This is a genomic window from Pseudomonas sp. PB120 (assembly GCF_009761815.1).
GTDB lineage: Bacteria > Pseudomonadota > Gammaproteobacteria > Pseudomonadales > Pseudomonadaceae > Aquipseudomonas.
In genome coordinates, this window is record NZ_RWIN01000039.1 from 19,388 (window position 1) to 41,300 (window position 21,913).

Annotated in this window: 15 protein-coding genes; 8 read left to right on the forward strand and 7 right to left on the reverse strand. The window is 61.0% G+C overall.

The genetic code is table 11. From position 1 onward, the window contains the following. Window positions 1-35: 35 nt before the first annotated feature. Window positions 36-3,506, reverse strand: a complete 3,471-nt coding sequence (locus EJA72_RS07470; RefSeq protein ID WP_157710859.1) for a PAS domain-containing hybrid sensor histidine kinase/response regulator — start codon at window positions 3,504-3,506, stop codon at window positions 36-38. Window positions 3,507-3,756: 250 nt separating this feature from the next. Further along, the gene (locus tag EJA72_RS07475) at window positions 3,757-4,296 is read right to left on the reverse strand and encodes a TetR/AcrR family transcriptional regulator (protein ID WP_157710860.1); all 540 of its coding nucleotides are present in this window, start codon (window positions 4,294-4,296) and stop codon (window positions 3,757-3,759) included. Between the two features lie 91 nt (window positions 4,297-4,387). Here EJA72_RS07475 and EJA72_RS07480 point away from each other — a divergent pair, with 91 nt between their 5' ends. The 3 genes from EJA72_RS07480 to EJA72_RS07490 all read left to right on the forward strand — a co-directional run bounded on the left by EJA72_RS07480 (window position 4,388) and on the right by EJA72_RS07490 (window position 8,834). Then, window positions 4,388-5,572, forward strand: a complete 1,185-nt coding sequence (locus EJA72_RS07480; RefSeq protein ID WP_157710861.1) for an MFS transporter — start codon at window positions 4,388-4,390, stop codon at window positions 5,570-5,572. Window positions 5,573-5,709: 137 nt separating this feature from the next. Beyond that, a complete protein-coding gene (locus EJA72_RS07485; RefSeq protein ID WP_157710862.1) occupies window positions 5,710-6,861 on the forward strand; it encodes a TDT family transporter in 1,152 nt (383 codons plus the stop codon). Between the two features lie 98 nt (window positions 6,862-6,959). Then, complete coding sequence (locus EJA72_RS07490) at window positions 6,960-8,834, forward strand: MFS transporter (RefSeq protein WP_157710863.1); 1,875 nt, start codon at window positions 6,960-6,962, stop codon at window positions 8,832-8,834. A 135-nt stretch (window positions 8,835-8,969) separates the two neighbouring features. On the opposite strand, the gene EJA72_RS07495 is transcribed toward EJA72_RS07490, so the two are convergent. From EJA72_RS07495 to EJA72_RS07515, 5 genes are all read right to left on the reverse strand, one after another. Beyond that, window positions 8,970-9,896: a GGDEF domain-containing protein gene (locus tag EJA72_RS07495; protein ID WP_157710864.1), complete on the reverse strand. Its 927-nt coding sequence runs from the start codon at window positions 9,894-9,896 to the stop codon at window positions 8,970-8,972. A gap of 387 nt (window positions 9,897-10,283) precedes the next feature. Next, entirely contained in the window at window positions 10,284-11,024 is a 741-nt protein-coding gene (locus EJA72_RS07500) for a YciK family oxidoreductase (protein ID WP_157710865.1), read from the reverse strand. Between the two features lie 235 nt (window positions 11,025-11,259). Next, window positions 11,260-11,931 (reverse strand): N-acetylmuramic acid 6-phosphate phosphatase MupP, encoded by a 672-nt coding sequence (gene mupP, locus EJA72_RS07505; RefSeq protein ID WP_157710866.1) that lies wholly within the window; start codon window positions 11,929-11,931, stop codon window positions 11,260-11,262. A gap of 4 nt (window positions 11,932-11,935) precedes the next feature. After that, the gene (ubiG, locus tag EJA72_RS07510; protein WP_157710867.1) at window positions 11,936-12,634 is read right to left on the reverse strand and encodes a bifunctional 2-polyprenyl-6-hydroxyphenol methylase/3-demethylubiquinol 3-O-methyltransferase UbiG; all 699 of its coding nucleotides are present in this window, start codon (window positions 12,632-12,634) and stop codon (window positions 11,936-11,938) included. Between the two features lie 57 nt (window positions 12,635-12,691). Beyond that, window positions 12,692-14,026: a TRZ/ATZ family hydrolase gene (locus EJA72_RS07515; RefSeq protein ID WP_157710868.1), complete on the reverse strand. Its 1,335-nt coding sequence runs from the start codon at window positions 14,024-14,026 to the stop codon at window positions 12,692-12,694. A 108-nt stretch (window positions 14,027-14,134) separates the two neighbouring features. Between EJA72_RS07515 and mtnA the strand changes: the two genes are divergently transcribed. The 5 genes from mtnA (at window position 14,135) to hisC (ending at window position 21,896) form a co-directional block, all read left to right on the forward strand. Beyond that, window positions 14,135-15,211: an S-methyl-5-thioribose-1-phosphate isomerase gene (mtnA, locus tag EJA72_RS07520; RefSeq protein WP_157710869.1), complete on the forward strand. Its 1,077-nt coding sequence runs from the start codon at window positions 14,135-14,137 to the stop codon at window positions 15,209-15,211. 466 nt (window positions 15,212-15,677) lie between these two features. Continuing rightward, window positions 15,678-18,341, forward strand: coding sequence for a DNA gyrase subunit A (gyrA, locus tag EJA72_RS07525; RefSeq protein ID WP_157710870.1), 2,664 nt, complete (start codon window positions 15,678-15,680; stop codon window positions 18,339-18,341). A 252-nt stretch (window positions 18,342-18,593) separates the two neighbouring features. Continuing rightward, entirely contained in the window at window positions 18,594-19,679 is a 1,086-nt protein-coding gene (gene serC, locus EJA72_RS07530) for a 3-phosphoserine/phosphohydroxythreonine transaminase (protein ID WP_178129153.1), read from the forward strand. Then, window positions 19,679-20,773 (forward strand): prephenate dehydratase, encoded by a 1,095-nt coding sequence (gene pheA / locus EJA72_RS07535; RefSeq protein WP_007899727.1) that lies wholly within the window; start codon window positions 19,679-19,681, stop codon window positions 20,771-20,773. The genes serC and pheA overlap by 1 nt, the downstream gene beginning before the upstream one ends. Before the next feature lie 10 nt (window positions 20,774-20,783). Further along, window positions 20,784-21,896, forward strand: a complete 1,113-nt coding sequence (hisC, locus tag EJA72_RS07540; protein ID WP_157710872.1) for a histidinol-phosphate transaminase — start codon at window positions 20,784-20,786, stop codon at window positions 21,894-21,896. The last annotated feature ends 17 nt before the right edge of the window (window positions 21,897-21,913 follow it).

Below are 21,913 nucleotides of genomic sequence, written 5' to 3' on the forward strand. Positions count from 1 at the left end.
CGCGATAGCGTCAGCCGCACCCCCACAAAACCCCGCTACAACGGCAAGTGCCGACTCAACAGCGCCCGCAACGCCGCCGGCTTCACCGGTTTCGCCAGATAATCCAGCCCCGCTGCATGCACCTGCGCCACCATCTCTGGCCGCCCGTCAGCACTGATCACCACCCCCGGCACCGGCTCGCCCAACTGCGTGCGCAACCAGGCCATCAACTCGGTGCCCGTCTCGCCATGGTCAAGGTGATAGTCCACCAGTGCCAATTGCGGACGCACCCCGTCACTGAGCAGCGCGGAACACTCATCGCGATTACGCGCAGTCCAGACCTGGCAACCCCAGCGAGTCAGCAAGCTGTTCATCCCGATCAGAATGCTGTCTTCGTTATCGATGCACAGGACCTGCGCGCCGCTGGGCAATTTGCCGTTGAGGGGGGCGAGCGCGGCTGGCAACGCAGCTTGCGCCGGAGCCAGCGGCACACTGACGCTGAACACGCTGCCGCGTCCCGGCCATGAACGAACCTGCAAGCTGTGCCCGAGCACGCGACACAGGCCATCGGCAATCGCCAGGCCCAGGCCCAGCCCTTTTTCGGCGCGGGTCTGATGACTGTCGAGCCGTTTGAACTCTTCGAAAATCACCTGCTGTTTATCAATCGGAATGCCCGGCCCTCGGTCCCAGACCTCCAGGCACAGCTCGCCGTTGCGCCGCCGGACGCCCAGCAAGACCGGCCCGCTGGCGTAACGGAACGCATTGGTCAGGAAGTTCTGCAGAATGCGGCGCAACAGTTTGATGTCGCTGTTGACCCGCAACGTGCTGCCCCGTACGCGAAACTTCAGCCCCTGATCCCGGGCCAGTGCCTTGAACTCGGCGCCCAGTGTGTCGAACAACTCGTTGAGCACGAACGGTTTGGCATCAGGGGTGATCTTGCCGTTTTCCAGGCGAGAAATGTCCAGCAGGTCGCTGATCAGGTCCTCGGCCGAGCGCAGCGAAGAGTCCAGGTGATGCACCAGTTTCTGCGCTTCGCTGGACAAGCCATCGTCTTGGTGGGAGAGGGCGGCGGAGAACAGGCGCGCCGCGTTCAGTGGCTGCATCAAATCGTGGCTGACCGCGGCCAGGAAGCGGGTTTTCGACTGGTTCGCCGACTCGGCGGTGCCCTTGGCTTCGGTCAGGGCCACGTTGAGTTGCGACAGTTCATGAGTTCGTTCCGTAACGCGCTGCTCCAGACCTTCGTTGGCCTCGGTGAGTGCCTGCTCGGCTTCGCGGAACGCGGTAATGTCGGTGAAACTCATGACGAACCCGCCGCCCGGCATCGGGTTGCCGATCAGTTCGATCACCCGACCATTGGGGAACAGGCGCTCGGAAGTGTGGGCCCGACCCTGGCGCATCCAGTGCAGGCGGCGGGCGACGTGCACTTCGGCTTCACCGGGGCCGCACAACCCACGCTCGGCGTTGTAGCGAATGATGTCGGCAATCGGGCGCCCGACGCTGATTAAGCCGTCCGGGTAATTGAACAGCTCCAGATAACGGCGGTTCCAGGCCACCAGCTTCAACGACTGGTCGACCACGCTGATGCCCTGGGTGATGTTCTCGATCGCGCCTTGCAGCAGTGCGCGGTTGAATTGCAGGACTTCCGAAGCTTCGTCGGCGATCCGGACGACATCCTCCAGTTGCATCTCCCGACCTTCGATGGCGGCTTTTACCACGGCGCGGGTTGAAGAAGCGCCCAGTACACCGGCCAGCAAACGTTCGGTGTGGGCGATCCATTCACTGTCGGCATTCTGGTTCGGGTTGAAGCCTTTGCCCTGGCGATAGGCGAAGCGGATGAAGCTCTGACGGGCGCGTTCTTCGCCGACGAAGCGGGCGGCCAGTTGCAGCAGATCGTCGATTTGAACCGACAGCATCGAGCGGGCGCTCGGGCGGGCGCTGATTTCCTGGCCGATGAAACGGCCGGCCTGCCAGTGTTCCGACACCCGCGTGCGGGACAGCACCGAGACCCAGGCGAACAACGTGAAGTTGGCCGCCAGGGACAACACCACGCCTTGGGTCAGCGGGGTGAGCGGCAGGTTCAGTGGGTTGCTGTGCAGCCACGCGAGCCCCGGGAAACTGCTCAGCGACCAACCCAGGCTGTGGGCGGCAATCGGCAGGATCAAGGTGTAGAACCACAGGAATGTCCCGGCGGCGAGGCCAGCGAACACGCCGCGGCGGTTGGCCTGCTTCCAGTACAGCGCGCCGAGCATGGCCGGGGCCAGTTGGGTCACGGCGGCGAAGGCGATCTGGCCGATGGTTGCCAGGCTCGCGGTCGAGCCCAGCAAGCGATAGCTGACATAGGCCAGCAGCAGAATCACCACGATGCTCACGCGACGCACCGAGAGCATCCACTGGCGGAACACTTCGAACGGCCGCTCGGCATTGTTCCGTCGCAGCAACCACGGCAACAACATGTCGTTGGAGACCATGGTCGACAGTGCCACGCTCGCCACGATCACCATGCCGGTCGCCGCCGACGCACCGCCGATAAAGGCCAGCAGCGCCAGGGCTGGATGAGCCTGAGCCAACGGCAAGCTGATGACGAAAGAGTCGGGCAGCACCGAGCTCGGCAGCATCATCTGACCCGCCAGTGCGATCGGTACTACAAACAACGCCGCCAGGGCGAGGTAGGTCGGGAACACCCACTTGGCCAGGCGCAGGTCCTGCGGATCGATGTTCTCGACCACGGTGACATGAAACTGTCGCGGCAGGCAGATGATGGCCATCATCGCCACCCCGGTCTGCACCACCATCGACGGCCAATTGATCGTTTCCTTCCAGTACGCTTCCAGACGCGGGGCAAGCATGGCCTGGTCAAACAGGTCATCGAAACCGTCGTACAGGCCGTAGGTCACAAACGCGCCCACCGCCAGAAAAGCGAACAGCTTGACCAGCGCCTCGAACGCAATCGCCAAGACCATGCCGCGGTGGTGTTCTGTGGCGTCAAGGTTGCGGGTACCGAAAACGATGGTGAACAGGGCCAGTACCAGGGACACGATCAGCGCCGTGTCCTGGGCGCGAACACCCATGGCATCGGCGCCGGCGCCGATCAGCAGGTTCACTCCGAGTACGATGCCCTTGAGTTGCAGTGCGATGTACGGCAGCACGCCGACCAGGCAGATCAGCGCCACCACCACGGCCAGCGACTGCGACTTGCCGTAGCGTGCGGCGATGAAGTCGGCAATGGAGGTGATGTTCTCCTGCTTGCTGATCATCACCATTTTTTGCAGGACCCACGGCGCGCAGACCAGCAGCAGGATCGGCCCGAGGTAGATCGGCAGGAATGACCAGAGTTGTTCGGCGGCCTGGCCCACGGCACCGAAGAAGGTCCAGCTGGTGCAGTAGACCGCCAGCGACAGGCTGTACACCCAAGCGCGCACCCGCGGCGGCAACGGCGCGCTGCGACGATCACCGTAGAAGGCGATGGCGAACATGATGGCCATATAGGCGAGGGCGACGGCGGCGATCAGCCCGCTGGACAACGACATGGAAACTCCCGGCAAAAAGACACCCGGGACTGCGCCCGGTGAGACAGTCTCGCACGATGGCCGGGGTTAGTCAGTGTCGACCAAGGTCGTGGCGTGGCGGGGTGTCGCAGGGTGGCTGGCTTTCAGATCTTCGGTGTTTGAGCGGGCCTCATCGCGAGCAGGCTCGCTCCCACATGGGTTCTATGTTGTTCACAAAATATGGGGTCAAGGAAGATCAACTGTGGGAGCGAGCCTGCTCGCGATGGCGCCCTCACTGACTCAACGCAATCCCGATCAACCGATGCAACTCCTCAACCTCCAGCGGCGCCTGTGAAAACAGGATGCGAAACACGCAAGGCGCCGCCACCATGTTGATCAACCGGTCGACATTCGGCTTCGGCTGATCAGGATAGCGATCCAGAATCGTCTGCAATTGCCCGCCAATCAGCGTCGCGCAAAAGCCTGGCGTCAGGCTCGATTGCACATCGCGCAGCATGTTGCGCCCGGGTTCCGAACTCATTTCGTCCAGATACTGTTCCGCCCAGGCGCGCACGTCGCCGGACAGGCTGCCGGTATTGGCCGGCTCGGTGTCGGGCTGCATGCGGGCGAGGGCGACATCCGCCAGCAACACCGACAGGTCGCCCCAGCGCCGGTAAATGGTCGACGGCGTAACGCCCGCGCGAGCGGCGATCTGCGGCACGGTCACGCTGGCGCGGTCCTGCTCTTCAAGGAGTGCGCGGACTGCCGAATGGACCGACTCTTGTACCCGGGCGCTGCGACCGCCGGGGCGTAAACCTTCTTTAATAGCCATGCGTCAGACCTTAACACAAAGAATTTGCTTTAAGCGCGGGGCAGTAGCACACTCTGCAAAAGCAAAAAGTTAGCTTTTGCGGAGTGTGCCCATGTCCCGTCCAGCGTCTAACCGTTCCAGCCTGTGGTTTCTGGCGATCACCTTGCTCAGCTTTCTCGCGGCTTCCACCGCGCCGACGCCGTTGTACCACTTGTATCAGGAGCAACTGCAGTTCTCGGCAGCGACCCTGACCCTGATCTTCGGTGTGTACGCCATCAGCTTGCTGGTGGCGTTGCTGACGGTGGGCTCGCTGTCGGATCACCTGGGGCGCAAACCGGTGATTTTCAGCGCCGTGGTGCTGAATATCCTGGCGATGTTGCTGTTCATCAACGCTGACAGTGTCGCCTGGTTGATCAGCGCGCGGGTGCTTCAGGGCTTCGCAACGGGGATGGCCACGGCGGTGCTGAGCGCGGCGCTGCTGGACACCGATCGCCAGCAAGGCCCGCTGGTCAACAGTGTTGCGCCATTACTCGGCATGGCGCTCGGCGCGATGGGCTGCGGCTTGTTGGCGGAGTTCGCGCCGCTGCCGTTGCAGCTGACCTATTGGGTGCTGTTCGCGCTGTTTTTGATGCAGGCGGTTTACGTCTGGCGTTTGCCGGAAAGCGTCAGTCCGCAGCCGGGGGCCTGGGCTTCGTTGCGGCCAACGCTGCACGTGCCGAAGCAAGCGCGGTCCACATTGTGGCGAGTATTGCCGCTGAATACCGCGACCTGGGCTCTCGGCGGCTTTTTTGCTTCGCTCGCTCCTTCGTTGGTGCGCACGGCCACTGGCTCGACGTCGAACCTGATTGGCGGCTCGGCGGTGGCGGCGTTGACGCTGACCGGTGCATTGATGATCTTCACCCTGCGTAATCGTCCTGCCGCCACGGCACTGTTGTTGGGCGGCACATTGCTGCCAACGGGCGTCGTGCTGCTTTTGCTGGGCGTGCACGCCGCGAGCCTGCCACTGTTTTTCCTCGGCACACTGATCGCCGGTTGCGGCTTCGGCTCCGGTTTCATGGGCGCGGTACGCAGTCTGGTACCGCTGGCGTTGCCCCATGAGCGGGCGGGTTTGATGTCGGCATTCTATGTGCTCAGTTACCTGGCGTTCTGTCTGCCGGCATTGCTGGCAGGGAATCTGACTCGCACCTTTGGCCTGGTCGCGACGACGGATGGATACGGCGCCGTGCTGATTGTCCTTTCCGTCGGGGCCTTGCTCGCGCTGCTGCGCCAGCGGTCCGCCCAAGTGTGTAGCGCCTGATTCTGGTGTCGAAATCGGAAAGAGGCACCTGAATCTATATCTGCAAAACAGATAACAGTTAGAGATATTACCCGTTATATAGATATTCGATCCGGATCTATCATGGGCTCCACCTCACCAGAGGACAGGAGTTCGCCATGACATGCCCTAACATTGCCAGACCTGGCATCAGACCTTTCAGTCATCTACAGCACCCTCGGGAAGTGATCCGCCAATTCACCCCGAACTGGTTTGCCGCAACCATGGGCACTGGCGTGCTGGCGCTGGCACTGGCCCAGTTGCCGCTGGCAATTCCCGGTATCCGCGCTGTTGCCGAAGGCCTTTGGCTGTTCAACATCTTCTTGTTCGTACTGTTTACAGCGGTGTACGCGGCACGCTGGGTGATGTTTTTCGACGAGGCTCGGCGGATTTTCGGCCACTCCACAGTGTCGATGTTCTTCGGCACTATCCCCATGGGGCTGGCCACGATCATCAATGGCTTTCTGGTATTTGGCCTGCCACGTTGGGGCGACGGAGTGATTTCAGTTGCCGAAATCCTGTGGTGGCTGGATGTGGCGATGTCGCTGGCCTGCGGCGTGCTGATCCCCTACATGATGTTTACCCGACAGGAACACAGCATCGATCAGATGACCGCCGTCTGGCTGTTGCCCGTGGTGGCGGCGGAAGTGGCAGCGGCCAGTGGCGGTCTGTTGGCGCCACATTTGGCCGACGCTCATTCGCAACTGGTGGTGATGGTGACCAGCTACGTGCTGTGGGCATTTTCCCTGCCGGTGGCGTTCAGCATTCTGACGATCCTGTTGCTGCGCATGGCGCTGCACAAACTGCCCCACGAAAATATGGCCGCGTCGAGTTGGCTGGCGCTCGGCCCGATTGGCACCGGGGCGCTGGGCATGTTGCTGCTGGGCGCCGACGCGCCGGCAATCTTCGCCGTCAACGGCTTGCATGGCATGGGTGAAATCGCCGCCGGGCTGGGCCTGGTGGCGGGGATCACGCTGTGGGGCTTTGGGCTGTGGTGGATGCTGATCGCGCTGCTGATCACCGGGCGTTACCTGCGCGCCGGGATTCCTTTCAACCTCGGCTGGTGGGGTTTCACCTTTCCGTTGGGCGTCTATTCTTTGGCGACGTTGAAACTGGCCAGCACCTTGAACCTGATGTTCTTCAATGTCTTCGGCTGCGTGTTGGTGGCGCTATTGACGGTGATGTGGCTGATCGTCGCCAAACGCACGGTGCAGGGCGCGTGGCGGGGCGAGCTGTTTGTGTCGCCGTGCATTGCAGGATTAAAGAAATAACCTGCCAAGTTTAGGTAATGTGTGGCCTGGATCGACGTACGACACTCCAATAACAGTATCCATGCCACGCGCGACCTAACATCAGGGACACACGGAAGATGAGTCACCCCTCACAGTTCACCTTGCTTCGCACCCGGCGCTTCCTGCCGTTTTTCGTGACCCAGTCCCTCGGGGCGTTCAACGACAACATATTCAAGCAGTCGTTGATCCTCGCCATTTTGTACAAGTTGACGATCGAGGGTGACCGCTCGATCTGGGTCAACCTCTGTGCGCTGCTGTTCATCCTGCCGTTCTTCCTGTTCTCGGCGCTGGCCGGGCAGTTCGGCGAAAAATTCGCCAAGGACGCGCTGATCCGTCTGATCAAGCTCGGGGAAATCGCGATCATGGCGGTGGGCGCCGTCGGTTTCCTGTTCGACCACTTGTCGCTGATGCTGGTGGCGCTGTTCGCCATGGGCACGCACTCGGCGCTGTTCGGGCCAGTGAAGTACTCGATTCTGCCCCAGGCCTTGCATGACGAAGAGTTGGTCGGTGGCAACGGGCTGGTGGAAATGGGCACCTTCCTGGCGATCCTCGCCGGGACCATCGGCGCCGGGATCATTATGTCGTCCGCGCACTACGCGCCCATCGTTTCCACCGCCATCATCGGTATCGCGGTGCTCGGTTATCTGGCGAGTCGCAGCATTCCTCGCGCGGCCGCTTCGGCGCCGGAGATGCGCCTGAACTGGAACATTTTCAGCCAGTCCTGGGCCACCTTGAAACTGGGTCTGGGGCAGACGCCAGCGGTGTCGCGCTCGATTGTCGGCAACTCGTGGTTCTGGTTTGTCGGGGCGACTTACCTGACGCAGATCCCGGCGTATGCCAAGGAATGGATGCATGGCGACGAGACCGTGGTGACGCTGATTCTGACCGTGTTCTCGGTCGGGATCGCACTCGGGTCGATGCTGTGCGAAAAATTGTCCGGGCGCAAAGTCGAGATCGGCCTGGTGCCGTTCGGCTCGTTCGGCCTGACGGTGTTTGGCTTGCTGTTGTGGTGGCATTCCGGTGGAATCCCGGACAGCGTCGAGGGCCATGGCTGGATCGCGGTCCTGGGTTTCGGTCATGCCTGGCTGGTGCTGATGGACGTGCTCGGGTTGGGGATTTTCGGTGGTTTCTACATCGTGCCGCTGTACGCGCTGATCCAGTCGCGCACGCCCGAGAAGGAGCGGGCGCGCGTGATTGCCGCCAACAACATCCTCAATGCGCTGTTCATGGTGGTCTCGGCGATTGTCTCGATCATTTTGCTGAGCGTGGTCAAGCTGTCGATCCCTCAGCTATTCCTTGTGGTGTCGCTGCTGAACATCGGCGTCAACGCCTACATCTTCAAGATCGTCCCCGAGTTCAGCATGCGCTTCATGATCTGGCTGCTCAGCCATTCCATGTACCGCGTCGAGCATCGCAACCTCGAACTGATTCCCGACGAGGGCGCGGCGTTGCTGGTCTGCAACCACGTGTCGTTTGTCGACGCCTTGCTGATTGGCGGCGCTGTGCGTCGGCCGATTCGCTTTGTGATGTACTACAAAATCTACAACCTGCCGGTGCTGAATTTTATCTTCCGCACCGCAGGGACGATTCCGATCGCGGGACGTCAGGAAGATATCCAGATTTACGAAAAAGCCTTTACCCGTATCGCCCAGTACCTGAAGGACGGCGAGCTGGTGTGCATTTTTCCCGAGGGTAAATTGACCGCTGACGGCGAGATCAATGAGTTCAAGGGCGGGCTGACCCGGATTCTCGAAGAGACACCAGTGCCAGTGATTCCGTTGGCGTTGCAGGGGTTATGGGGGAGTTTCTTCAGCCGTGATCCGGGCAAGGGATTGTTTCGTCGACTGTGGTCCCGGGTGACGCTGGTGGCGGGGCCGGCGGTGGCTGTCGAAGCGGCAGAGCCGGCCAGGTTGCAAGGTCTGGTGGGCGAGTTACGCGGCGCGGTTCGCTGAGATTTCTGTAGGAGCGAGCTTGCTCGCGATGGTCGTCAACGATAACGCGTTTTTACTGGTTAAACGCGGCGCTCTTGAGTTCATCGCGAGCAGGCTCGCTCCCACAGTTATGCGGTGTGATGTGTGCAACGGGGTTCAACCCGCCATCGCAATCCGGTTCCGCCCCTCGCGCTTGGCGACATACAGCGCACTGTCGGCGCGTCGCAACAGGCTCTCGACGGATTCACCCGGCAACAAGGTCGAACACCCCAGGCTGACCGTCAACTCGATCATGTTGCCGTCGGCCGTATAGCCTTCGGCCTGTGCCGCAAACCGTAGCCGTTCGCCGATCATGGCGGCGGCTTCACGGCTGGTGTTGGACAGCAGGATCAGAAACTCCTCGCCGCCAAAGCGGAACACCATGTCCACGTTTCGCAACTGGCTTTTGATGGACGCGGCGACAGCCTTGAGCACATCGTCTCCGGCGCCGTGGCCGTGGGTGTCATTGATGAGTTTGAAGTGGTCGATGTCGAGCATCAGCAGCGACAGGGGCTGCATGTGGCGCCGCGACATCTCGATTTCACGTTCCAGGGTCTGGTCCATGGCGATGCGGTTGCCGGTACCCGTGAGCGGGTCGCGCAACGCACTTTGGGTGGCCACACGGTACAGCAGGGCATTGCGCATCGGAAACAGCAGCGACGACAGCGAGGACTCCAGGTTGCCCTGTTCCTGATCACTGAAACGCTGATTGCGGCGAAAGACCAACTCGCCCAGGTGCTCGCCCTGATGGCTGAGGCTGTAACTGATCGTATGATGGCCGCGCTGGCCGAACTCCAGGCGCAAGTCGCTGGACGTGTGCTGGTAGACCAGGGCGTCCAGCGGTACCAGTTTCTGAACTTCGCGGAAGAACAGCCCGAGAATGCGTTGCGGCTCAAGACTGGTTTGCAGTTGCAGACTCAGTTGTTGGCGCAGTTGCGCAAGGCTGACGGGCCTCTCGGGAAGAGGCGGCTGCTGACCAAAGCCCAGGCGTTGCAATTTGGCGCTATCGAAGTCAATTGCGTTGGTCTGGGAAGGTGATTTCATATGGCAATGCGCCCCTAAGCAGTAAGGCTGTCTTACAGGCTGGGTGAGAGCGGCTTTGGGCTGCGCGTCGTACTGGTCCGTCAGTCCCGTAGGACATTTCGTACAAGTCTAATCTGCTTTGTACAAGATTAGTAACCTATCGACTCAAGCGCTGCAGCATCTGCTTCCACACGGCGTGTCTGAGCAAAATTAGAGCGAAAGTCGTGCCATTCGGTTCATTCGAATAAAAGCTGTGTTAAATCAACATCTTGATGGTTATTTGGAAGAATGCCGCCGAGACGCGCGGCATTTGTTTGACTTGATATGGGTAGAGTTGCAACGCTTTTTCAGTGCCGCGACGGGAATGCGTCGCGGCACAAATGCGACGCGCGGCACAAGTGCGCAGCGTTATTGGGCGTTGAATGCCTGGCCATTGATGCCCGTGCTGTCAGGTCCCATCAGGTACAGGTAGACCGGCATGATCTCTTCGGGCGTCGGGTTGTTCAGCGGGTTTTCGCCCGGGTAAGCCTGGGCGCGCATGCTGGTGCGGGTGGCGCCGGGGTTGATGCTGTTCGAGCGCACCGGGGCCACGGTGTCGACTTCGTCGGCCAGGGTTTGCATCAGGCCTTCGGTGGCAAACTTGGACACACCGTAGGCGCCCCAATAGGCACGACCCTTGCGGCCGACGCTGCTGGAGGTGAACACCACCGAGGCGTCCTGCGACAGCTTGAGCAGCGGCAGCAGGGTGCTGGTGAGCATGAACATGGCGTTGACGTTGACGTGCATGACGCGCATGAAGTTTTCGCCGGAGAGCTGCTCAAGCGGCGTGCGCGGACCAATGATCGACGCGTTGTGCAGCAGGCCGTCGAGGTGGCCGAACTCGGTTTCGATCATCGCGGCCAGCTCATCGTATTGATGGGGCAGGGCGGTTTCGAGGTTGAACGGGATTACGGCCGGCTGCGGATGGCCGGCGGCCTCGATTTCGTCGTAGACCTGAGTCAGGTTGGCTTCGGTCTTGCCGAGCAACAACACGGTCGCGCCGTGAGCCGCGTAGGTTTTCGCCGCGGCAGCACCGATGCCGCGACCAGCGCCGGTGACCAGGATGACCCGGTCCTTGAGCAATTCGGGGTGGGCGGAATAATCAAACATAAAAAACCTCACAACAATTCAGTTGGCAGGCATCGCACTTGTGGCGAGGGAGCTTGCTCCCGCTCGGCTGCGAAGCAGTCGTCATCCTTGCAAATGCGGTGTGCCTGACACTGCTCGATATAAATTGAGGGGCCGCTGCGCGACCCAGCGGGAGCAAGCTCCCTCGCCACAAAAGCCTGGTGTTTTGCCAGCCACAAAAGCCGGGTGCTTTAGCAGTCACAAAAGCCTGGTCTGATCAGCAACTGCAAAGCGCGCTATCCAGCACCTTACGCAACTCCAGCGGATGATCCACCACCACATCCGCGCCCCAATGCCGTGGGTTATCGTCCGGATGGATATAGCCATAGGTCACCGCGGCAGTTTTGGTGCCAGCATCGCGACCGGATTCGATGTCGCGCAAATCATCGCCCACGAACAACACGCTGGCCGGGTCAAGATCAAGCATCTTGCACGCCAGGATCAACGGCTCCGGATCCGGTTTGCTGTTCTTCACGTGATCCGGGCAGATCAGCAGCGCCGAACGTTCGGCCAGCCCCAGCTGCTGCATGATCGGCTCGGCGAAGCGCAATGGCTTGTTGGTGACCACGCCCCAGATCAGGTTGGCTTTCTCGATGTCGGCCAGCAGTTCGCCCATGCCGTCGAACAGCTTGCTGTGCACCGCGCAGCCGACCAGATAGCGCTCCAGAAACTCCAGGCGCAGCTCTTCAAAGCCCGGCGATTCCGGGTCCATGGAGAACGTCACGGCGACCATCGCCTTGGCGCCACCGGAGATTTCATCACGGATGTGCTGGTCATTCATCGGCGGCAAGCCGCGATCGGCGCGCATGGCCTGACAGATCGCAATGAAGTCAGGCGCGGTGTCGAGCAGCGTGCCGTCCATGTCGAAAAGGACTGCTCTGATACGCATCGGCTTACTCCTCGCGCAGGGTCTGGATCATGTAGTTGACGTCCACGTCGGCCGCCAGTTTGTAATGCTTGGTCAGCGGGTTGTACGTCAAGCCGATGATGTCCTTGACGGTCAGGCCGGCCATGCGGCTCCAGGCACCCAGCTCGGAAGGGCGGATGAACTTCTTGAAGTCGTGCGTGCCGCGCGGCAGCAGCTTCATGATGTATTCAGCGCCGACGATGGCGAACAGGTACGCCTTCGGGTTGCGGTTGATGGTGGAGAGGAACACCTGGCCACCTGGTTTGACCATGCGGAAGCAGGCGCGGATCACCGAGGACGGGTCCGGCACGTGTTCAAGCATTTCCAGGCAGGTGACCACGTCGAACTGCTCGGGCATTTCTTCGGCCAAGGCTTCGGCGGTGATCTGCCGGTACTCGACGTTCACGCCGGACTCCAGTTGATGCAGTTGAGCCACGGCCAGCGGCGCTTCGCCCATGTCGATGCCCATCACGGTCGCGCCGCGCTGGGCCATGGCTTCGCTGAGGATGCCGCCGCCGCAACCGATGTCGAGGACTTTCTTGCCAGCCAGGTTGACCCGCTCGTCAATCCAGTTGACCCGCAAAGGGTTGATGTCGTGCAGCGGTTTGAACTCGCTTTCACGGTCCCACCAGCGATGGGCCAGGGCCTCGAATTTGGCGATTTCGGCGTAGTCGACGTTGCTCATGATTAAGTCCTCTAAAACCTGAAAAATTCTGTTGCCCGGGAGTTCAGTCCGGGGTTCTTACGATTCGGTACGGCCGCTGATGCGCTGGCCCCAGGCCTTGGCCGTGGCGCAGAGCTGTTCTTCATCCATGCGCGTCAGGCGGCGGTCGTCGAGCAGTTGCTTGCCGGCGACCCAAAGGTGTTTCACGCAGTCCCGGCCGGTGGCATATATAAGCTGCGACACCGGGTCGTAGATCGGTTGCTGCGCCAGGCCGGAGAGGTCGAACGCGACGATGTCCGCGGCTTTGCCGACTTCCAGCGAACCGACTTCCGCTTCGATGCCCAGTGCGCGGGCGCCGTTGAGCGTGGCCATGCGCAGGGCGCGATGGGCGTCCAGCGCGGTGGCAGAACCGGCGACGGCTTTGGCCAGCAACGCGGCGGATCGGGTTTCGCCGAGCAGGTCGAGGTCATTGTTGCTGGCCGCGCCATCGGTGCCGACGGCGACATTGACCCCGGCCTGCCACAAACGCTCGACCGGGCAGAAACCACTGGCCAGCTTCAGGTTCGACTCCGGGCAATGAATCACGCTGGTGTTGGTTTCTACCAGCAACACCAGGTCTTCATCGCTGATCTGAGTCATATGAACCGCCTGGAAGCGTGGTCCCAGCAACCCCAGGCGAGCCAGTCGCGCCAACGGGCGTTCGCCACGCTGTTCGAGCGATTGCTGCACTTCAAACGCGGTTTCGTGCACGTGCATGTGAATCGCCGCGTCGAGTTCCTCGGCGATCACCCGGATTTTCTTCAGGTTTTCATCGCCCACGGTGTAGGGCGCGTGGGGGCCGAAGGTGACTTTGATCCGCTCGTGATGCTTGAGATCGCCGAATAATTCGACGCCCTGACGAATGGCCTCATCCGCCGTGCCGGCGCCCGGGATCGGGAAATCGAGGATCGGAATGGCGATTTGCGCGCGGATGCCGCTGTTGTGCACGCACTCGCTGGCAACCTTCGGGAAGAAATACATGTCAGAGAAGCAGGTGATGCCACCTTTGATCTGTTCGGCGATGGCCAGATCGGTGCCGTCGCGTACAAATGCCTCATCGACCCATTTGGCTTCGGCCGGCCAGATGTGGTTTTCCAGCCAGGTCATTAATGGCAAGTCGTCGGCCAGGCCACGGAACAGCGTCATCGCCGCATGCCCGTGGGCATTGATCAGGCCGGGACAGAGCAATACGTCGGGCAATTCCCGGATTTCGGTTGCATTAAGCTTCAGCGCGGCGGACCGTGGGCCGATGAATACGATGCGCCCGTCGCGGATGCCCAGCGCATGTTCCTTGAGGACAACGCCAGCGGGTTCGACGGGTACCAGCCAGGTCGGCAGCAACAGCAGGTCGAGCGCAACGGCAGTGTTCGGCATCGAGGGTCGGGTCCAGGGCGTTTGTAAAAGTTGGCGAAGTATACCCGAGCGTCTTCGCGGGGGGATCGCTATAATCGGCGGCTTTTGTGCTTGAGTGCGGGGTGAAGGATGCGCGATCGACTGTTGGCTGCGGAGAAGGTGAAGGCCATCGATTGGCGTGATGGCGCCCTGTATCTGCTGGATCAGCGTATTTTGCCGTTCGAGGAAACGTGGATCGCCTACACCAGCGCCGCGGGCGTGGCCGAGGCCATTCGCTCGATGGTCGTGCGCGGCGCGCCGGCGATCGGCATCAGTGCCGCATACGCCATGGTGCTGTCCGCCCGCGCGCGGATTCTGGAGGGGGGTGACTGGCAGGCCGCGTGGGAAGAAGATTTCGCGCTGCTGGCCGACTCCCGTCCAACCGCAGTAAATCTGTTCTGGGCCCTGAGTCGCATGCGTGACCGTCTTGATCGTCTCAAGGGCGACGCCGATCCGCTGGCGGCGCTGGAAGCGGAGGCCATGGCCATTCACGAAAGTGATCGCGAAGCCAACCTGACCATGGCGCAACTGGGTGTGGACCTGATCCGCAAGCACCAGGGTAATGCCCAGACCATCCTGACCCATTGCAACACCGGCGCACTCGCCACTGGCGGTTTCGGCACGGCGCTGGGGGTGATTCGCGGGGCGTTCATCGAAGGCATGGTCGAGCGTGTCTACGTCGATGAAACCCGTCCCTGGCTGCAAGGTTCGCGATTGACGGCGTGGGAGTTGGCCAACGAAGGCATTCCTGTGTCGGTCAATGCAGACGCCGCCGCCGCTCACATCATGAAGATCAAAGGCATCACCTGGGTCATCGTCGGCGCCGACCGAATCACCGCCAATGGCGACGTGGCCAACAAGATCGGCACTTATCAGCTGGCGGTGAACGCCATGCACCACGGTGTGCGCTTCATGGTGGTCGCGCCGAGTTCGACCATCGACCTGAACCTGGCCAGCGGTGATGACATTCCCCTTGAGGAGCGTGACGGTCGCGAGTTGCTGGAAGTGGGCGGCAAGCGGCTTGGGGCTGATGTCGATGCGTTCAACCCGGTGTTCGATGTGACGCCGGCGGACCTGATTGACGCGATCGTCACCGAAAAAGGCATCGTCGAGCGGCCGGACACGGCGAAAATGGCGCAGTTGATGTGCCGCAAGCGTCTGCATTGATTGGCCGTGGCGTTTGAAAGGACGCCATCGCCAGCAGGCTGGCTCCCACAGGTTTTGTGATCAGCACAGATTAAATGTGGGAGCCAGCAGGGTTTGTGATCAGCACACATCAAATGTGGGAGCCAGCCTGCTGGCGATGAGGGTCTGAAAGTCAACAAACAAGCCCCATTCAAGCCCGATTTCTACATTCAACAAAGCTCTAAGCCCCTCTGATCCCCTTCAAGCCTGCCACCAGTCAACTAACTACACTCCATGCGCATCAGGGGGATAGGTGCGTGGCGGCTCTTGTGATAACATCCGGCGGTTTCCAAGGTAGCCCGATGTGGCTGCCTTTACTGCGCAGATCCATGGCATAACTCGTTGATTTGTCGTAAGTCGGTGCATGGCACTCAGCCTGCAGCGGCGAGCTTCGTTCGTCCCATATGGATGTGACGAAGTTTCACCAGAAAAAGGAATCAGGCTTCTCATGGGCGAACTGGCCAAAGAAATCCTCCCGGTCAATATCGAAGACGAGCTGAAGCAGTCCTACCTCGACTACGCAATGAGCGTAATTGTCGGGCGGGCACTGCCGGATGCGCGCGATGGCTTGAAGCCCGTGCACCGGCGTGTGCTGTTCGCGATGAGCGAGCTGGGCAACGACTTCAACAAGCCGTACAAGAAATCTGCCCGTGTTGTCGGTGACGTGATCGGTAAGTATCACCCGCACGGTGATACCGCGGTGTACGACACCATCGTTCGGATGGCGCAGCCATTCTCGCTGCGCTACCTGCTGGTAGACGGCCAGGGCAACTTCGGTTCGGTGGACGGCGACAACGCCGCGGCCATGCGATACACCGAAGTGCGCATGACCAAGCTGGCGCACGAGCTGCTGGCTGACCTGCATAAAGAAACCGTGGACTGGGTGCCGAACTACGACGGCACCGAAATGATCCCGGCGGTCATGCCGACCCGTATTCCCAACCTGCTGGTCAACGGCTCCAGCGGTATCGCCGTGGGCATGGCGACCAACATCCCGCCGCACAACCTCGGTGAAGTCATCGACGGTTGCCTGGCCCTCATCGACAACCCCGAGTTGACCATCGATGAGCTGATGCAATACATCCCCGGTCCGGACTTCCCGACCGCCGCGATCATCAACGGTCGCGCCGGCATCATCGAAGCCTACCGCACCGGTCGCGGCCGCATTTACATGCGCGCCCGTTCGATCATCGAAGACATCGACAAGGTCGGTGGCCGTCAGCAGATCGTCATCACCGAGCTCCCGTACCAGCTGAACAAGGCCCGCCTGATCGAGAAGATCGCCGAGCTGGTCAAAGAGAAGAAGCTGGAAGGCATCACCGAACTGCGCGACGAGTCCGACAAGGACGGTATGCGCGTCGTGATCGAGCTGCGTCGCGGTGAAGTGCCTGAGGTGATCCTCAACAACCTCTACGCCCAGACTCAACTGCAAGCGGTGTTCGGCATCAACATCGTTGCGCTGATCGACGGCCGTCCGCGGATCCTGAACCTCAAGGACCTGCTGGAAGCGTTCGTTCGTCACCGTCGCGAAGTCGTGACCCGTCGCACCGTGTTCGAGCTGCGCAAGGCCCGTGAACGTGGTCACATCCTGGAAGGTCAAGCGGTTGCCCTGTCGAACATCGACCCGGTCATCGCCCTGATCAAGGCCTCGCCAACCCCGTCGGAAGCCAAGGAAGCGCTGATCAGCACGGCCTGGGAATCTTCCGCCGTGGTCGCGATGGTTGAGCGCGCCGGTGCCGATTCCTGCCGTCCAGAGACCCTGGACCCGCAATACGGCCTGCGCGACGGCAAGTACTTCCTGTCGCCAGAACAGGCGCAAGCCATTCTGGAGCTGCGCCTGCACCGCCTGACCGGTCTGGAACACGAGAAGCTGCTGGCCGAGTATCAAGAGATCCTCAACCAGATCGGCGAGCTGATCCGCATTCTCAACAGCGCCACGCGCCTGATGGAAGTGATCCGCGAAGAGCTGGAAGTGATCCGTGCCGAATACGGCGACGTGCGTCGCACCGAGATTCTGGATGCCCGTCTCGACCTGACCCTGGGTGACATGATCCCGGAAGAAGAGCGCGTCGTGACCATTTCCCACGGTGGCTACGCCAAGACCCAGCCATTGGCTGCGTACCAGGCTCAGCGTCGTGGCGGTAAAGGCAAGTCGGCGACCGGCGTCAAGGATGAGGACTACATTGCTCACCTGCTGGTCGCGAACAGTCACACCACGCTGCTGCTGTTCTCCAGCAAAGGCAAGGTGTACTGGCTGAAAACCTACGAAATCCCGGAAGCGTCCCGCGCTGCCCGTGGTCGTCCGCTGGTCAACCTGCTGCCGCTGGACAGTGATGAATACATCACCACCATGCTGCCGGTCGAGGAATACACCGAAGGTCACTTCATCTTCATGGCAACCGCCAAAGGCACCGTGAAGAAGACCCCGCTGGAATCCTTCAGCCGTCAACGCAGCGTCGGCCTGATCGCGCTGGAGCTGGACGAAGGTGACGTACTGATCTCTGCCGCCATTACCGATGGCGAGCGTGAAGTCATGCTGTTCTCCGACGGCGGCAAAGTGACTCGCTTCAAGGAAACCGACGTTCGCGCCATGGGCCGTACCGCTCGCGGTGTTCGCGGCATGCGTCTGCCGGAAGGCCAGAAGCTGATTTCCATGCTGATCCCGGAAGAAGGCAGCCAGATCCTCACCGCTTCGGCGCGTGGTTTCGGCAAGCGCACGGCGATCACCGAGTTCCCTGAGTACAAGCGTGGCGGCCAGGGCGTTATCGCCATGGTCAGCAACGACCGCAACGGCCGTCTGGTCGGTGCCGTCCAGGTGCTCGACGGCGAGGAAATCATGCTGATTTCCGACCAGGGCACATTGGTTCGTACTCGTGTCGACGAAGTCTCCAGCCTGGGTCGTAACACCCAGGGCGTGACCCTGATCAAGCTGGCCAGCGATGAAACGCTGGTAGGTCTGGAGCGGGTCCAGGAGCCGTCGGAAGTCGAAGGCGACGAGCTGGAAGGCGAAGAGGGCGAAGAAGGTGCAGTGTTCGACGGTGAAGTCGTAATCGACGACGTTGCCGAAGACCAGCAACTCGACGCCGCCGCCGACGAAGAACCACAGGAGTAAGCGGGCAAACAGGGGGCGGATGAAAATTCGCCCCCTTGTTGTTTGTCCGAACGGAAAGTTTCGATATCCAGGGAGATCCCTTGTGGGAGCGAGCCTGCTCGCGATGCAGGCGCCGCGGTATGTCTGAAGCTTCGCGGTGATGCGATCGCGAGCAGGCTCACTCCCACAAAAGCCGTGCTTCGGCAGGGATCCTGTGTCGATTGATGTTGTGATTTATTGCGTGATTACCACCAAATCAGAGCGAGATTGGATGTGAGCAAGAGAGCCTATAACTTCTGTGCCGGTCCTGCGGCACTTCCCGAAGCTGTCCTGCAGCGCGCCCAGGGTGAACTCCTTGATTGGCACGGCAAGGGCCTGTCGGTCATGGAAATGAGCCATCGCAGCGATGAGTTCGTGTCCATTGCGACCAAGGCCGAGCAGGATCTGCGTGATCTGCTGAATATCCCTTCGAACTATAAAGTGCTGTTCCTGCAAGGTGGCGCCAGCCAGCAATTCGCTCAGATCCCTCTGAACCTTCTGCCGGAAAACGGCACCGCCGACTATATCGACACCGGTATCTGGTCGCAGAAAGCCATCGAAGAAGCGTCGCGCTACGGCCGCGTCAACGTTGCCGCCACCGCCAAACCATACGACTACTTCGCCATCCCAGGCCAGAACGAATGGAACCTGTCGAAAGACGCGGCCTACGTTCACTACGCGCCGAACGAAACCATCGGCGGCCTGGAATTCCAATGGGTTCCGGAAACCGGTGATGTACCGCTGGTAGCCGACATGTCCTCGGACATCCTCTCGCGTCCGATCGATGTTTCGCGCTTCGGCATGATCTACGCCGGCGCCCAGAAAAACATCGGCCCGAGCGGCATCGTCGTCAACATCGTTCGCGAAGACCTGCTGGGTCACGCCCGTTCCCTGTGCCCGACCATGCTCAACTACAAGGTCGCGGCCGATAACGGCTCGATGTACAACACCCCGCCGACCCTGGCCTGGTACTTGTCCGGTCTGGTATTCGAGTGGCTGAAAGAGCAGGGTGGTGTTGAAGCCATCGGCAAGCTCAACGAAGTGAAGCAGCGCACGCTGTACAACTTCATTGACGCCAGCGGCCTCTACAGCAACCCGATCAACACGTCGGACCGCTCGTGGATGAACGTGCCGTTCCGCCTGGCGGACGATCGTCTGGACAAGCCGTTCCTGGCCGGTGCCGATGAGCGTGGGCTGTTGAACCTCAAGGGTCACCGTTCCGTGGGTGGCATGCGCGCCTCCATCTATAACGCCGTCGATATCGTTGCGGTCAACGCACTGATTTCGTACATGGCAGAGTTCGAGAAGGAACACGGCTAATGTCTGAGCAAGAACTCAAGGCACTGCGCCTGCGCATTGATGCCCTGGACGAAAAAGTCCTGGAGCTGATCAGTGAGCGCGCACGCTGCGCCCAGGAAGTTGCGCGAGTAAAGATGGCCTCGCTGGCCGAAGGCGAAGTGCCGGTGTTCTATCGTCCTGAGCGTGAAGCTCAGGTGCTCAAGCGCGTCATGGAGCGTAACCAGGGGCCGTTGGGCAACGAAGAGATGGCACGGTTGTTCCGCGAAATCATGTCCTCGTGCCTGGCCCTCGAGCAGCCACTGAAAGTGGCGTATCTCGGTCCTGAAGGGACGTTCACCCAGGCGGCAGCCATGAAGCACTTCGGCCACGCCGTGATCAGCAAGCCGATGGCCGCGATCGATGAAGTGTTCCGCGAAGTAGCAGCCGGTGCGGTGAACTTTGGCGTGGTCCCGGTGGAAAACTCCACCGAAGGCGCGGTCAACCACACGCTCGACAGCTTCCTCGAACACGACATGGTCATCTGTGGTGAAGTCGAGTTGCGGATTCACCACCACCTGCTGGTCGGTGAAAACACCAAGACCGACAGCATCAGCCGTATCTATTCCCATGCCCAGTCGCTGGCCCAGTGCCGCAAGTGGCTGGATGCGCACTACCCGAATGTCGAGCGCGTGGCGGTGTCCAGCAACGCCGAAGCGGCCAAGCGGGTCAAGGGTGAGTGGAACTCGGCGGCGATTGCCGGCGACATGGCTGCCGGCCTGTACGGGCTGACCCGTCTGGCCGAGAAAATCGAGGATCGCCCGGACAACTCCACGCGATTCCTGATGATCGGCAGCCAGGAAGTACCGCCGACCGGCGACGACAAGACCTCGATCATCGTCTCCATGAGCAACAAGCCGGGCGCGCTGCACGAGTTGCTGGTGCCGTTCCACGACAACGGCATCGACCTGACGCGCATCGAAACGCGTCCTTCGCGCAGCGGTAAATGGACCTACGTGTTCTTCATCGACTTCGTCGGCCACCACCGCGATCCGCTGGTAAAAGGTGTGCTGGAAAAGATCAGTCAGGAAGCAGTAGCACTCAAAGTGCTGGGTTCCTACCCGAAAGCAGTTCTCTAAGGGGTAGCAAATGAGTGGTGACTTCCTCGCCCTGGCACTGCCGGGCGTGCAACAACTTTCGCCTTATGTTCCGGGCAAACCCGTGGATGAGCTGGCGCGCGAGCTGGGCATCGACCCGGCCGGTATCGTCAAGCTGGCGAGCAACGAAAACCCGTTGGGCGCCAGTCCCAAGGCGCTCGCTGCGATTCGCGAAGAGCTGGCCGAGCTGACCCGCTATCCGGACGGCAATGGTTTTGCGCTCAAAACCTTGCTGGCCGAGCAGTGCCGCGTCGAGCTGAACCAGGTGACACTGGGCAACGGTTCCAATGACATTCTGGAGCTGGTGGCGCGTGCCTATCTGGCGCCGGGCCTGAACGCCGTGTTCAGCGAGCATGCGTTTGCGGTCTATCCGATCGTCACGCAAGCCGTTGGTGCGACCGCCAAAGTGATCCCGGCCAAAGACTGGGGTCACGATTTGCCGGCCATGCTGGCCGCGATCGATGCCGATACCCGCGTGGTCTTCATCGCCAACCCGAACAACCCGACCGGGACCTGGTTCGGCGCCGAGGCGTTGGACGAGTTCCTGCAGGACGTGCCGGAGCACGTGCTGGTGGTGCTGGACGAGGCCTACATCGAATACGCCGAAGGCAGCGATTTGCCGGATGGCCTGGACTTCCTGGCGGCGTACCCGAACCTGCTGGTCTCGCGCACCTTCTCCAAGGCCTATGGCCTGGCGGCGCTGCGGGTCGGTTATGGCTTGTCTACTCCGGTCGTCGCGGACGTGCTGAACCGCGTGCGCCAGCCGTTCAACGTCAACAGCCTGGCCCTGGCCGCCGCGTGTGCAGCTCTACAGGATGACGAATACCTGGCTGAAAGCCGTCGCCTGAACGAGTCCGGCATGCAACAACTTGAAGCGGGTTTCCGTGAGTTGGGGCTGAGCTGGATTCCGTCCAAGGGCAACTTTATCTGCGTCGACCTTGGTCGTGTGGCCTTGCCGGTCTTCCAGGGCTTGTTGCGTGAAGGCGTGATCGTGCGTCCGGTGGCCAACTACGGCATGCCGAACCACCTGCGCATCACCATCGGCCTGCCGGCGGAAAACAGCCGCTTCCTCGAGGCGCTGACCAAGGTTCTGGCTCGTGGTTGATGTCACTGCACTGCAAT

What these genes read in the sequence shown, in the direction of transcription:
- EJA72_RS07470 (WP_157710859.1), bottom strand. Translation starts at nt 3,506, where the DNA reads ATGTCGTTGTCCAGCGGGCTGATCGCCGCCGTCGCCCTCGCCTATATG.
- EJA72_RS07475 (WP_157710860.1), bottom strand. Translation starts at nt 4,296, where the DNA reads ATGGCTATTAAAGAAGGTTTACGCCCCGGCGGTCGCAGCGCCCGGGTA.
- EJA72_RS07480 (WP_157710861.1), top strand. Translation starts at nt 4,388, where the DNA reads ATGTCCCGTCCAGCGTCTAACCGTTCCAGCCTGTGGTTTCTGGCGATC.
- EJA72_RS07485 (WP_157710862.1), top strand. Translation starts at nt 5,710, where the DNA reads ATGACATGCCCTAACATTGCCAGACCTGGCATCAGACCTTTCAGTCAT.
- EJA72_RS07490 (WP_157710863.1), top strand. Translation starts at nt 6,960, where the DNA reads ATGAGTCACCCCTCACAGTTCACCTTGCTTCGCACCCGGCGCTTCCTG.
- EJA72_RS07495 (WP_157710864.1), bottom strand. Translation starts at nt 9,896, where the DNA reads ATGAAATCACCTTCCCAGACCAACGCAATTGACTTCGATAGCGCCAAA.
- EJA72_RS07500 (WP_157710865.1), bottom strand. Translation starts at nt 11,024, where the DNA reads ATGTTTGATTATTCCGCCCACCCCGAATTGCTCAAGGACCGGGTCATC.
- mupP (WP_157710866.1), bottom strand. Translation starts at nt 11,931, where the DNA reads ATGCGTATCAGAGCAGTCCTTTTCGACATGGACGGCACGCTGCTCGAC.
- ubiG (WP_157710867.1), bottom strand. Translation starts at nt 12,634, where the DNA reads ATGAGCAACGTCGACTACGCCGAAATCGCCAAATTCGAGGCCCTGGCC.
- EJA72_RS07515 (WP_157710868.1), bottom strand. Translation starts at nt 14,026, where the DNA reads ATGCCGAACACTGCCGTTGCGCTCGACCTGCTGTTGCTGCCGACCTGG.
- mtnA (WP_157710869.1), top strand. Translation starts at nt 14,135, where the DNA reads ATGCGCGATCGACTGTTGGCTGCGGAGAAGGTGAAGGCCATCGATTGG.
- gyrA (WP_157710870.1), top strand. Translation starts at nt 15,678, where the DNA reads ATGGGCGAACTGGCCAAAGAAATCCTCCCGGTCAATATCGAAGACGAG.
- pheA (WP_007899727.1), top strand. Translation starts at nt 19,679, where the DNA reads ATGTCTGAGCAAGAACTCAAGGCACTGCGCCTGCGCATTGATGCCCTG.
- hisC (WP_157710872.1), top strand. Translation starts at nt 20,784, where the DNA reads ATGAGTGGTGACTTCCTCGCCCTGGCACTGCCGGGCGTGCAACAACTT.